Here is a 13,324-nt window from a genome sequence, read left to right on the forward strand (position 1 = left end):
AGGGGTCAGGTGTCAGGGGTTAGGTGTCAGGGGTTAGGAGGTTGAGGGTCTTTTTAATAGATAATTGATGGCGGTGGCGGCAGCGTGTAAGCCAAAAGCGGCGGGCATAAAACTAATGGTGCCGTAGAATGATTTTTTGTAGTCGAGGCCTTCGGTGCGCTGCATAGTGTCTTTGGAAACGATTTCGGAAGAGAATACAGCTTTAATACCTGAATGGATGCGCTCGTTTTTCAGGCGTTTGCGGATAAACTTTGCTAATGGGCAGTTATAGGTTTTCATCAGGTCGGCTACTTTTATTTGGGATACATCGGTGGCTCCTCCTGCTCCCATACAGCTTACTAAACGCACGCGTTGGCGTTTGGCAGAGAGGATGAGGTTGAGCTTGGGGGTGATGCTATCGATACAATCGATTACATAATCGAACTGAGGGGTTACGATTTCGGTAGCGCGTTCGGGGGTGAGGAATTCGTGTATTACAGTAAGGTTGAGTTGGGGGTTGATGTCTAAAAGTCGGGCAGCCATTACCTCGGTTTTGTTTTTGCCTACGGTGGAGTGAAGGGCAGGCAGCTGCCTATTGATATTAGATAGAGAGACGCAATCACCATCGACGATAGTGAGGGATCCTACGCCTGCGCGGGCTATAAATTCGGCGGCAAAAGAGCCAACGCCTCCTAAGCCTACAATGAGTATATGTGCTTTTTGCAAGGTGTTGATACCTTGCTGTTTGATTAATAGTTCAGTACGTTCTAACCAGTGATTGTTCATATTTTAAAAAAGCCTCTTCGGTATGGAAGAGGCTTGTACTCAATTTTATAGTATCAATTTTTCTACGGTGCAAAGGTAGGAATAATATTGTGAAGTGCAAAAATATTTTGCTACTTAATAAAACTGTCCGAAAAGTTTTTTTGTTTGGGTGGTTATAATAGGAGTTTATAGTGGGTGTTTGCAATGAGCATTTACAATGGGTGTTTGTGATGAGGGTGTCCAAAAAGTTTTATTTATGTGGGCGTTTGCAAAACGCCCCTACACAACATACTCTAAAAGTGATTGATTATCAGATTTATAGACTTTGTCAAAGTTTTGGGACTTTGACAAAGTTTATGATGCAAAAGCGATTGATTATCGGAGTAATCAACTTTGCCAAAGTTGCGAGCCGTATAGTTTGTTAGTTGATTGAACTAAATCATAATTTTTATCACTTTCAAACCATTGGTCTATAGATTTCCAAAGTGTTGAACTATCTACAACCCGTTTTTTTTTCAACATCTTCTAAGGCGAGCTTGATGTAGTAGTGATCTTCTGGTGTTAGTCCGTTATGATCTTCTTGAAAAAGAGAATTTTCAATTGAGAAATTATCAGATAGTTTATCTATCTCAATTTCTGGGGTATAATTTATTATTGATACATCTGTTTCCATTTTGTTTTATTTTTTAGAACTGTCCGAAAAGTTTTTTTGTAATGGGCGTTTGCAGCACATACCCAGCTATCGCTGGCTTTCCTACATAGCATACCGCAAAAGCGATTGATTATCGGAGTAATCAACTTTGCCAAAGGTGCGAGCCGCACGGGCAGGAAACTTTGGCAAAGTATAGCGATGTAAAATCAAATTTTAGACTTTTCGGACAGTCTTTATGGTTTTTAGAAGAATAGAGCAACACCAATACCAACACCGAATTTACCGAATTTTTCGGAATTATTAGTGTTTACTTTTTCCTTAAGGTTCATATAGTCATAGCCTACATAACCTGTAAGAGCAGCACCTTCGTTTACAAAGTAAGCGATACCACCTTTTAATCCAAAGAGAAAACCTCTTGATTTTTGGCTGTCACTGCTTCCTTCTGACTGCCAAGCGTGTCCAACTTTAGCACCTACAAAAGGGGCTAATTTACCTCCAATAGGGAAGTAATAATGAGCATTAGGGGCTATAGCAAAAGTGTTGGTAGCATCTGAAGCTCCTTTTGTTTTTTCGTGTCGGTATTCTAAACCAAGACCTACAGCCAAGTTGTTGATCACGAAATAGTTCACATTGGGAATGAACTTAAAAGTATTGGTAGTACTTTCTCTTTCAACAGTAGTGTTATTACGTTTTTCAGAGCTTGTTAATTTTGTAGACTCATAAGAAAAAGATAAATCAGAACCTACCATCCAGTTTCCTTTTTCGGTTTGTGCGTAGGTAGCGGCTGAAAAAGCGACAGCTACCATCAATAAAAATTTTTTCATATAATTCAATTTTAATGTTTATAAAGGCAAAGATATGAAATAATTACGAAATACGAGTTACAAATGACGAAAAAGTTAGTTTTTTGCCTTTTACTAATGGCAAAAAACAACCATATCCAATTTGTTTTTAAGGCAAAAAGTGATGTTTTCTTTTAAGCCTGTAAATTCACTATTTAAAGTAGTAACGGTATAGCAAGCCATCATCGGCAAAAGCGTATAACACATTTTGAGTATAGTAAAGTTTTTTGATATCGCTTTCGGCTTCAAACTCTTTTTGCCAAGTATTGCCTCCATCAGTAGTTTTATAGATAACTTTGCCTAATGATTGCCAGCCTGTATTTTCATCTTGAAAAGCTAAGGATCGTACACCAATAGGAATTTCAAAAGGTAATTTTTGCCAAGAATATCCCCCATCAGTAGACTTGTATATTTTGTTAACTGATCCAGATATTAAACAATAGCCTATTTGATTAGTAGGGAAATTCACATCGACAGCCCTTCCACTTCCATCGGATTCATTTTCAAATACATATTCTGTCCATTGTTCATTATTACCATTACAGAATAGTATTTTAGGTTTGTAATTTCCGTTTTTGATATCCAATCCACCAATCCATATATGGTTTACATCTCTTTTAAAAGCAAGAAATTGATAATCAACAAGATGACGGGTTGTATTAACTTCTCTTATAGGATAAAAATCTTTCCCATTAGTTGATTTATAGACATCTCCATGTATTGAGACCACAATGATATTTTTCATTTCATCATCACAAATTACTCTATTGAAAGTAATATTTTCTTTGTAAAAAATTTCTTTTCCACTATTAATAAAAGGGTTAGGAGTTTTTGTTCCTCCAATAGGTACTTTGTATACAACACTAAAATACACATTCAGACCTTCGTGAGAGGGGGTAATATAAAAATCAGAAATATAACTCCATACACCTGTATTTGCCCATTTTTCCCAAGTGATACCATTATCTTTGCTAAAAACCACAATATTTCCAGAGGATTTATCCCGTACTTGTGTACTATATATGTAATCTCCTATGATTTGGGTTTTTACATTATATAAATCTTCAGCATTGGCTACATCCCATTGAGTTTTTACCCATTGTCCTACGACTTTATCAATGATACCTATTTTTTGTTCATAGTCATTGGTTACTTTGTTGTCTACCACAGTTTTTTCGCCAAAGTAGAATTTCAACTCTGGCAAATAGGTACTACTGCGGGGTAATACAAGGGTGAGTTTCTTGCCATCGGCTGAAACTGAGGTGATAGTAGCTTCAGTATTTCCAAAAGTTACTTTACATTGTTCTTTTTTAGGGAAATTTTCGCCTAAAATATCCACGCTATCACCTGCATAGCCGTAGTTTTTGCTATACGAAGTGATCACAATTGCTTTTTGTTCAACGGGTGGGGTAACATTGCCGTTACCGTTCCCATTTCCGTTTCCATTGTTAGGGTTAGAATCGTCTTTGCTACAAGAGGTGAGTAGTAAGAGCACTAAGCCTACTGCTTTTAAAACTTGTTTCATATACATTTTATTTTTAGCGTTTTACATTGCAAAAGTAATATTATTTTTCACAAAAACAACAAAGGCTGTCGCAAATTTACTTTGCGACAGCCTTTTTGTCAATTATCAATTGTTAATTGTCAATTGAATATTGAGTTCTTTCAGTTGTGCCTCATCAATAGGCGAAGGGGCATCAATCATCACATCGCGACCGCTATTGTTTTTAGGGAAAGCGATAAAGTCGCGTATGGTTTCTTGTCCGCCGAGAAGTGCTACTAATCGGTCAAAGCCAAAAGCCAAACCACCGTGAGGAGGAGCTCCGTATCGGAAGGCGTTCATCAAGAAGCCAAATTGTGCTTGTGCCTGCTCAGGGGTAAAGCCTAATAGCTGGAACATCTTGGCTTGTAACTCTTGGTTGAAGATACGTATAGAACCACCGCCTACTTCATTGCCGTTGAGCACGAGGTCATAAGCATTGGCACGTACAGCACCTGGGTCGGTATCAAGTAACGGAATATCCTCAGGTTTAGGCGAGGTGAAAGGGTGGTGCATTGCAAAGAAACGTTCTTCCTCTTCGCTCCACTCCAAAAGTGGGAAATCTACTACCCAAAGTGGGGCATATTCATCAGGTTTGCGCAAGCCGAGGCGCTCAGCGAGTTCCATACGGAGGGCGCTGAGTTGCCCGCGTACTTTGTTTGCCTTGCCTGAAAGAATACAGATAAGGTCGCCTGCTTTGGCGCCAGTGCGCTCTGCCCACGCCTTGAGGTCGTCCTCGTTATAGAATTTATCTACTGATGATTTGAAGCTACCATCTTCATTACACTTTACATACACCATTCCGGAAGCGCCTACTTGCGGACGTTTTACCCATTCTACCAAAGCATCAATTTCTTTGCGGGTGTAGCTGTTGGCACCAGGAACGGCAATACCTACTACTAATTCGGCTTCGTTGAATATCTTGAAATCGCGGTGTTGCGCGAGGTCGTTGAGTTCGCCGAATTTCATACCGAAACGGATATCGGGTTTGTCGTTGCCATAAGTTTTCATCGCCTCGGCGTAGGTCATACGAGGGAAAGCCCCGAACTCTAAGCCTTTGAGTTCTTTGAGGAGGTGTTTTGCCAATCCTTCAAAGGTCTGGATAATGTCCTCTTGCTCTACAAACGACATCTCGCAGTCTATCTGGGTAAACTCCGGCTGACGGTCGGCGCGAAGGTCTTCATCACGGAAGCATTTTACAATTTGGAAGTACTTGTCTAATCCGCCTACCATAAGCAGCTGCTTAAAGGTTTGTGGTGATTGTGGAAGCGCGTAGAACTCACCAGCATTCATACGGCTGGGCACCACAAAGTCACGAGCGCCTTCGGGTGTTGATTTAATAAGTACAGGGGTTTCTACCTCTATAAAACCTTGTTCGGATAGATAGTTGCGCACCATTATCCCCACTTTGTGGCGAAAAATAAGGTTATCGCGCACAGGGGTACGGCGTATATCGAGATAGCGGTACTTCATACGGAGGTCTTCACCGCCATCGGTATTATCTTCAATAGTAAAAGGAGGGAGTTCGGAATGGTTGAGCAAGGTGAGTGCTGTAACGAGGATTTCCACCTCTCCGGTAGGAATATTTGCGTTGGCTGCCTCGCGTTTGATCACAGTACCTTGAATTTGAATTACGTCCTCACGCGAGAGGGTTTTCGCCTGCTCAAAGACTGCTTTATCAGTGCGTTCTTCATCGAATATAAGCTGGGTGATACCATAGCGGTCGCGAAGGTCTACCCAAATCATAAATCCCTTGTTGCGGATGCGTTGTACCCATCCGCTGAGGGTTACTTGTTGTTTTTCGTGCGAGAGTCGTAGCTCTCCACAAGTATGCGTTCTGTACATTTATTTTAATTATGAATTAGTACTATTTCTTAAATAATTCGGAGTGGGAACCTACTCTTACCAAGTAAATTTCATTTTGTCCCTCATCATATTGCAACCAAATTATCAATAAATCAGGTAGGATATGACACTCTAAATGACCTTTATAATTACCTGTAAGTTTATGGGGGCTCATATAATCAGGTAGAGCCTCAACTCCTCCTTTTTTTAACAATGTGATAGTGTCAGTAATCTTCTTTACTTTGGTCTCATCATTAAGGAATTTTTTAAAATCCTTTTTGAAAAGTCCTGTATAGTATATTTCATATTTAAATGTTTCTTCTTCCATAGTTAGTTTTTAAGAGATTCTATTAATTCCTCTACTGTTGCATAGCTCTTCTTGTTTTTATCTTTAGCCATAGTTTCGGCTTCTTTCATAGCTTGTAGAGTAAGATCATTAGGGATATAGCTCTCTTCTTGAGGGGGGGTGTATTCAAAATCAATGTTCATTTCTTTGAATAGAGTAGTTAGTACATTGATTTGATTTTGAGTTTTAGGATAAACTAATAAACACATAATATTCAATTTTTAAGTTTTTTACTTTTGATACTCTTCTATACGCCTACTCGCTGACTTCCTCCAAAGAGGAAATGCGATGCAAAAGCAATAACATTCTGTTAATCAGAGATTATTATTTTTCAACTCTTGATTCATATTAATAATAGCTGATTTCGTAAATAGTAGAAGCATCTTGTTTAGTGAATTTCAATTCTTTTCTATCCAAATATTTTCTCTTGCCATTCTCTTCTTTATAAGAAAAGGTGTAGACTCTCTCTTGTTCGTATTTTACATCAATAGGTTTGCCTTTAGAATCTTTGGTGATGTGCTCTTTATGGGTGATACTAAACTTATAAGTGCCATTGGCATTAGTGAACTCTTTGTAAGTCATATTTTTGACAGTACCTGCCTTTATTTTAGTAATTAGAGCTTCTAATTTTTCTATGTCTTCATCTGAGATTGAACCAGAAGAGATACTTACTCCGTTATCATCACCAGAACGATTTTCGACTATACGACTTACATAGCCGTCTTTATCGTAGGTATAAGTAAATTTTATAAGTGTGGCATACGATGCGTTTTCCTTTTTGTACGTATAAGATTTAGAGATAGACTCCAAAATATTTTTAGTGGGAACACCTACCGGAAGTGCATTTAGCAAATCAAAATAGGTGGTATAGATATCTATTTCATCTCTTTCTTCATTGTTGAAAATAAAAAAGCGATTCTTATTTTCGTTAGGATAGTAAGAAAATCTCATTTCTCGATTTTCTTTTGTTCCTTCCCAAGAAGTAGAGGTATAAGTTTCAGCAGTTAGGTTGCCATCTTTCCAAATAAATTTACTATTATTAATTTTAGACAACTGACCTTTTTCGTCATAGCTGAAATAATTATGTCCGCCAGTCTCTTTTAAGTAACCTTTCTCATCTAAAGGAAATTCAAAATTTTGTTTTCCACTATTTGCTATAATTTTTCCTTGAGGATAACTAAATTCATAGGTTACTTGTTCACCTCCCTTATTAGAAGTGTATTTTGAAATGCGCCCCTGAGCATCATATTCATAAGAAAAGACTCCATTTTTTAAAGTATAAATAAATTTAGGTTCCCCATTTAGAAAATAGGTTGGGTCGATATTAGAATTCTTTTTTCTACTTAAATAGGTAATCTTTACCTCTTTAATCCTCTTTACCTCTGTGGTTTTAGGAGGGGTAGGGTTATCAGGTGTTGGGTTGTTTGGGTTATCAGGTGTTGGGTTGTCGTCGCTCTTTCCACAAGAAACTAAAGTAAGGACGGCAGTTGCTACTAAAAATAAGGCTTTTTTCATTGTTGATAAATTTAAATAATTCATTTATTTTTATATTCTATTGAGATTTAACTTCTCGGGGTTATTTCTGTTATCCCAAAAAGATATAATTTCAATCACTTGTTTTTGTTCTATAATTTGGTAAAAAATTGAAAAATTACGAAGTACAATTACTCTTCTTACATCCTTTCTATTATCTACTATTGTTCCTATTCTTGGATTATACTCAAGCATTTCACAAATTTTAGCTATTTCAGCTTCTAATTTTAGAATATAACTTTCTGATTGAGTTTTTTCTAACCAATACAGCGAAATATCATACAATTGAATTTTAGCTTTTGGCAACCAAATAATCGTTAGATCTTCCATTTTTCCAATTCTCTATGAGTTCTCGTAATCCTTTCATTACTTCATTATGAGGAATAAAGACACCTTTTTTTGCCTCTTCTAAACCTTCATCTATAGAATGTAGTTCAGCTTCTGAAACCTTTGCATAAGGTTCAGTGTATTCATTAGTAACAATCTCAAAATCTAAATTTTCAAGAGCGGCTTTAGCCTTTTCCAATGAGAGATGTTTAGGTGGTTTAATAATAAGTGTACTCATAATTTTAGTATTTTTAAATTCAATTATTTTTGATATGCTTCAAGTTCTCTAGTAAGAATTTATAGACAAAGGTTTTTTCTCTTAGGCTTCTTTCTCTATGAGTTCTCGTAATCCTTTTCATTACCTCATTATGAGAAATAAAGATACCTTTTTTGCCTCTCCTAAACCTTCATAGTTCAGCTTCTGAAACCTTTACGTAAGATTCAGAATTGTCAGAGATATTGGAAATAAAGGTGTTCATTCATCTAATTGAGCAAAAACTCATCTTCCTCATTGCTTTTAATGCCTAAGGCTTCGTATATGTACTTGAAGGTGGAGAGCAATTTAGGTTTGCCATCAATGAGCGCTACATCGTGTTCAAAGTGGGCAGAAGGCTTGCCGTCGGCAGTGAGGATTGTCCAACCGTCTTTAAGTTGGCGTATGCTCTTGGTGCCCATATTAATCATAGGTTCTATGGCGACTACCATTCCGTCTTTGAATTTTTTACCATTACCGCGTTTGCCGTAGTTGGGCATTTCGGGGTCTTCGTGCATTTTGCGTCCTACGCCGTGTCCTACGAGTTCGCGCACTACTCCATAGCCGTGTGCCTCACAGTGTTGTTGTATAGCGTGTCCTACATCACCTACACGGTTGCCCGCACGAAACTGACGGATACCTATATACAGCGATTCTTTGGTTACACGCAATAGTTCTTTTACTTCGGGGGCTACTTCGCCTACTTCAAAAGTATAAGCGTGGTCGCCATAGTAACCGTTTTTCAGAGCCCCACAGTCTATTGAGATGATGTCGCCTTCTTGTAGCGGACGGTCGTTAGGAATGCCGTGTACTACTTGCGCATTAGGACTCATACATAGGGTATTAGGAAAGCCATACAAACCCAAAAATCCTGGGATAGCCCCTTGACTGCGGATGTACTCTTCGGCGATTTTATCTAAATATAGGGTGGTTACCCCTGGTTTTACTTCTTTAGCCATTATCCCCAAAGTGCGTGATACTACTTGGGCAGCTTGGTGTAGTAGTTCTATTTCTTCGGCTGTTCTAATGTGAATCATTTGTAATTACGAATTACGAAAGACGAATTACGAAAGTTTTGTCATTCGTAACTCGTCATTCATAATTAGATTTCTATTTTTTGAATTGTTTTAATAAATTGGTTGTGGAACTGTCGTGAGCAGAGAGTTCGGTAGCGGCAAGGTCTTTAAGGATTTTGCTTGCCAACTGTTTGCCGAGCTCTACACCCCATTGGTCGTAACTGTAGATGTTCCAAATCACACCTTCTACAAATATCTTGTGCTCATACATAGCGATAAGGCTACCTAAACTTTCAGGGGTGAGTTTATCGATGAGGAAAGAGGTTGTAGGGCGGTTACCTGTAAACACTTTGAAAGGCACTAACGCTTCGTTTACCTTGTCACCCATTTCTTTACGCACTTCAGCTTCGGTTTTACCTTTGAGGAGGGCTTCAGTTTGTGCAAAGAAGTTAGCCATTAGCTTGTTGTGGTGGTCGGTATTGCCGTGCAATGAGTGTTTAAAGCCAATGAAATCAGTAGGTATCAATTTAGTACCTTGGTGGATGAGTTGGAAGAACGCGTGTTGAGAGTTGGTTCCTGGTTCACCCCAGATGATTACCCCTGTTTGGTAACTTACAGGGTTGCCATCACGGTCGGTTTGTTTACCATTACTTTCCATTATACCTTGTTGTAGGTAAGCCGCTAAGCGGTGCAAATACTGAGTATAAGGAATGATCGCTTGACTTTCGGCTCCGTAGAAGTTGTTGTACCACACGCTGAGCAATGCCAATACTACTGGAATATTCTTCTCAAACGGAGCAGTGCGGAAATGCTCATCCATAGCGTGAGCTCCTTTGAGCAACTTATCAAAATTGTCATAACCTACTGATAGAGCGATGCTCAAGCCTACGGCACTCCACAACGAGAAGCGTCCGCCTACCCAGTCCCACATAGGGAATACATTATCAGGGTCGATGCCGAATTTATCGATTTCTTGCAAGTTAGTAGATACTGCTACAAAGTGTTTAGCAATATCTTTTTCGCTACCCGATTTGAGGAACCATTCTTTTACAGTAAGCGCATTAGAAAGGGTTTCGAGGGTAGTGAATGTTTTAGACACAATCACTATCAAGGTAGTTTCGGGGTTGAGGTGCTTGATAGTTTCGAGCACGTGGTCGCCATCTACATTGCTAATGAAGTGTACGTTGAGGTGATTCTTATAGAATTTAAGCGCCTCAGTTACCATTGCCGGACCGAGGTCAGACCCGCCAATACCAATGTTCACCACATCGGTAAAGGCTTTACCGCTATAACCTTTGCGTTTGCCACTGATGACCTCTTCGCTGAACTGTTTGATTTTGTGTTTTACAGCTACTACTTCGGGCATTACGTTTTTGCCATCTACGTTTATCACGCTATTTTCGGGCGCGCGAAGGGCGGTGTGCAAAACCGCACGTTTTTCGGTGTTGTTGATAAGGTCGCCACCGAAGTACTTTTCGATAGCATCTTTAAGGTGACATTCGTCAGCGAGTTGCACGAGGAGTTTCATAGTTTCCTCATCGATGCGGTTTTTAGAATAATCTACGTAAAAGTCGTGCCATTTGATAGTGAATTTTTCACCGCGAGCAGGGTCTTTCTCGAATAGAGAAAGCGTATGGCGGTTTTTTACTTCAGTAAAATGTTTTTGCAATGCTTTCCAAGCATTGGTTTGTGTTGGATTACTATTTTTTAACATTTTTAGTATAATTATATTAGTTGTTAGTTATCAGTTATTAATTATAAATTGTGTTTCAGAGTGCAAAGGTATAAAATAATCGCAAAACACGAAAAATAACTTGTCTTAAAGAAATACTCTATCTATTGCTTCTTTTAGTCTTTTTATTAATGGCAAATTAGGACTTTTAACAGCTTGAGTGTATAATTGGGTATCGCTAATCTTTGGTAGAACATATTTTTTTGAATACCCCTGAAAATTGAAAATCTCTCGAGGAGTAAGCCTACGAATGCCAAAATCATCTCGTACAAAAGTATTTTTTATAACACTCATTTGTAATGATATACTAGCATTAGGCAATAGGGCATATACTTTTGATGATTTTATTTGGTAAAGAGTATCTTTACACTTCATTTCTCTCATCAATTCTATTGAAAAAGCCGAACTGAGCTCTACATAATAGCAATCCCATTGTTTACCTTTTTCCAAAAAATCATTAATAGTACGACTTGTTGGCATTCTTTCTGGAAACTGAAACACTTCCTGCTGTTTTATACTCATTTTGTCTAAGACAACAATAAAAACCGATTCTTTATCCATCGGTATATCAACATACTCCTTAGGGCTCATCAGCTGGTAATAAGTGTGATAATCTTTACCTTCAAAAAAAGAAAGTAACTCCTTTAATGTTTTTCCCTTTGTATCGGTCAAAAGCCCTTTCTTACCTTCTAACAACATTACTTTAGGACGTGATGCTAATAACTCAATCTCTTTTTGAAACGCTTCTATACCGAAGATTTTGTATGTAGGTATTTTCTCCTCTTCTAATAAGTCAAAATATCTAAATTCAGTAGGTTTCATAATAGCTAAGCCACTTAATTTCCTAATTTATCCAATTGTTCTTTCAGTGGTTTGATAAACTCTAAATACTTTGCTTTTAGCTTGGCCTCTATAGGCACCGAGTCAGGTAGTTTTTCTTTCAAGGGGTCTACTTGCACACCATTTTTCCAGAAGCGATAACATACGTGAGGGCCTGTGGCTAAACCGGTACTTCCTACCAGTCCAATCACTTCACCTTGAGCTACGTGTTTCCCTTTACGGGCTAAGATTTTTGACATATGTAAGTACTGTGTTGTATACATATTGTTGTGGCGCACTTTCACATAGTTACCATTGCCTGAACTATAGCCTGCTTCTATCACGGTACCTGCAGCAGTTACGCGTATAGGGGTACCCGCAGGAGCGGCATAATCAGTGCCGAAGTGCCCTTTCATACGGTGAAGCACAGGGTGAAAACGCATTCCAAATTTAGAAGTAATACGGAAGATATCCAAAGGTGATTTTAGGAACATACGTTTCATCATATTGCCGTTCTCGTCGTAATAGCCATTTGTACCTTTGATAGAATCGGTGGTAAAATTGAAAGCGTAATACGCCTTACCTCCCCATTCAAAATAAGCGGCTTTTACTTTTTCAACACCTGCATAGATGGTGTCGTCTACATAGCGTTCGTCGTAAATAATTTTGAATTTATCGCCTTTTTGCAAGCGGAAGAAGTCGATAGTATAATCGAATATTTGACCTAATTGATAGGTAGCATTTTGGCTAATTCCAGCATTTTGTGCATCGACAGTAAGGTTGTTTTCAATTTCACCTTTTATAGCTTTTTCTTTTATAGAAACTTTTCGTTCAGCGTTATAAGCGTGGATAGAATCGGTGAGTCGCACTACGATATAATTTACAATGTCGGGTTGATAGACGAAGCTATGAGGTGTATCGGGGTGTTTTTTGTCGAATAAAAAAGCATAAGGATGCCCTACGCGGAAATCCTTAGGTTTGATAAATTCCTTAGTTACCTCGGTAATATGATGGATTTCGTTTGCACCGATATGCTGTTCTTCAAGGAGTTTGCCAAAAGTATCGCCTTGTTTGAGGGTGTCTTTCACAATGTTGTAGTCGTTGAGGTTGAAGCCAAACTCATACACGGGAGGTTTAGGGGCTTCGGTAGTGGAAGAGGCAGTAGTTTTTTCGGTTTTAGAGGTGCGGTCACAAGCCGTAAAAAGTAATAGAGAGCTGAGTAGTGAAAGGTAATATATTTTTTTCATTCTAATTGTTTTAGTAAAAAGATTGCAAATAATGCGCCAAAGGTAAGAATAATTTGTCAATTAGCAAATTTGTCGATTAGCAATTTTGCTTCTAAAAATATTTTGTCAATTCATTAAAAGTTTGTAATTTTGCTCGTCTAAAAATATATTTTGAATTATATAAACCTTTTATGACTCTTACTTTAGCCTCTTTAAAAATAGGACAAACAGCTGTTATTGTGGGATTTGCCCCTGAATGCCGACAAGAAGTGCGACAACGCTTACTCGATTTAGGCTTTGTGCGCGGCTCAAAAATTAAGATAGAAAATGTGAGTCCGCTTGCCGACCCGATTGCTTATACTATTCATCATACCCAAATTGCTTTGCGCAAGAGTGATGCACTTTGTGTGCTGATTCAGGTAACAGATAACAAGTAACAGGAAACAAGG

15 protein-coding genes are annotated in these 13,324 nt (G+C 38.4%); 1 reads left to right on the forward strand and 14 read right to left on the reverse strand.

The annotated features are described in order from the left end of the window. Nucleotides 1–33: 33 nt before the first annotated feature. From JMN12_RS00005 to JMN12_RS00070, 14 genes are all read right to left on the reverse strand, one after another. Nucleotides 34–765 carry a ThiF family adenylyltransferase gene (locus JMN12_RS00005; protein ID WP_203135945.1) on the reverse strand — a complete coding sequence of 244 codons (732 nt, stop codon included), beginning with the start codon at nt 763–765 and terminating at the stop codon, nt 34–36. A 472-nt stretch (nt 766–1,237) separates the two neighbouring features. Next, nucleotides 1,238–1,417, reverse strand: coding sequence for a hypothetical protein (locus tag JMN12_RS00010; protein ID WP_203135947.1), 180 nt, complete (start codon nt 1,415–1,417; stop codon nt 1,238–1,240). 221 nt (nt 1,418–1,638) lie between these two features. Then, entirely contained in the window at nt 1,639–2,220 is a 582-nt protein-coding gene (locus tag JMN12_RS00015; protein ID WP_203135957.1) for an outer membrane beta-barrel protein, read from the reverse strand. A gap of 169 nt (nt 2,221–2,389) precedes the next feature. Next, the gene (locus JMN12_RS00020; RefSeq protein ID WP_232205454.1) at nt 2,390–3,763 is read right to left on the reverse strand and encodes a WD40/YVTN/BNR-like repeat-containing protein; all 1,374 of its coding nucleotides are present in this window, start codon (nt 3,761–3,763) and stop codon (nt 2,390–2,392) included. 105 nt (nt 3,764–3,868) lie between these two features. Then, complete coding sequence (aspS, locus tag JMN12_RS00025) at nt 3,869–5,623, reverse strand: aspartate--tRNA ligase (protein ID WP_203135968.1); 1,755 nt, start codon at nt 5,621–5,623, stop codon at nt 3,869–3,871. Between the two features lie 22 nt (nt 5,624–5,645). Beyond that, entirely contained in the window at nt 5,646–5,951 is a 306-nt protein-coding gene (locus JMN12_RS00030) for a type II toxin-antitoxin system YafQ family toxin (protein WP_088593366.1), read from the reverse strand. 2 nt (nt 5,952–5,953) lie between these two features. Continuing rightward, nucleotides 5,954–6,178, reverse strand: a complete 225-nt coding sequence (locus tag JMN12_RS00035; RefSeq protein WP_128091383.1) for an antitoxin — start codon at nt 6,176–6,178, stop codon at nt 5,954–5,956. Between the two features lie 139 nt (nt 6,179–6,317). Beyond that, entirely contained in the window at nt 6,318–7,484 is a 1,167-nt protein-coding gene (locus JMN12_RS00040; protein ID WP_203135970.1) for a DUF4595 domain-containing protein, read from the reverse strand. A gap of 30 nt (nt 7,485–7,514) precedes the next feature. Next, nucleotides 7,515–7,832, reverse strand: a complete 318-nt coding sequence (locus tag JMN12_RS00045; protein WP_009420594.1) for a type II toxin-antitoxin system RelE/ParE family toxin — start codon at nt 7,830–7,832, stop codon at nt 7,515–7,517. Beyond that, nucleotides 7,795–8,067, reverse strand: a complete 273-nt coding sequence (locus tag JMN12_RS00050) for a hypothetical protein (RefSeq protein WP_009418528.1) — start codon at nt 8,065–8,067, stop codon at nt 7,795–7,797. Before JMN12_RS00050 ends, JMN12_RS00045 begins: the two co-directional genes overlap by 38 nt. A gap of 245 nt (nt 8,068–8,312) precedes the next feature. Continuing rightward, complete coding sequence (gene map / locus JMN12_RS00055; protein WP_088593370.1) at nt 8,313–9,119, reverse strand: type I methionyl aminopeptidase; 807 nt, start codon at nt 9,117–9,119, stop codon at nt 8,313–8,315. 73 nt (nt 9,120–9,192) lie between these two features. After that, nucleotides 9,193–10,812 (reverse strand): glucose-6-phosphate isomerase, encoded by a 1,620-nt coding sequence (gene pgi, locus JMN12_RS00060; protein WP_203135981.1) that lies wholly within the window; start codon nt 10,810–10,812, stop codon nt 9,193–9,195. A gap of 105 nt (nt 10,813–10,917) precedes the next feature. Continuing rightward, nucleotides 10,918–11,652, reverse strand: a complete 735-nt coding sequence (locus JMN12_RS00065) for a DNA cytosine methyltransferase (protein WP_203083557.1) — start codon at nt 11,650–11,652, stop codon at nt 10,918–10,920. A gap of 14 nt (nt 11,653–11,666) precedes the next feature. After that, entirely contained in the window at nt 11,667–12,896 is a 1,230-nt protein-coding gene (locus tag JMN12_RS00070; RefSeq protein ID WP_088593373.1) for a M23 family metallopeptidase, read from the reverse strand. Nucleotides 12,897–13,066: 170 nt separating this feature from the next. Between JMN12_RS00070 and JMN12_RS00075 the strand changes: the two genes are divergently transcribed. After that, nucleotides 13,067–13,312, forward strand: a complete 246-nt coding sequence (locus tag JMN12_RS00075; RefSeq protein ID WP_088593374.1) for a ferrous iron transport protein A — start codon at nt 13,067–13,069, stop codon at nt 13,310–13,312. The last annotated feature ends 12 nt before the right edge of the window (nt 13,313–13,324 follow it).

The organism is Capnocytophaga genosp. AHN8471 (genome assembly GCF_016806945.1).
In the GTDB taxonomy this organism is placed as follows: domain Bacteria; phylum Bacteroidota; class Bacteroidia; order Flavobacteriales; family Flavobacteriaceae; genus Capnocytophaga; species Capnocytophaga periodontitidis.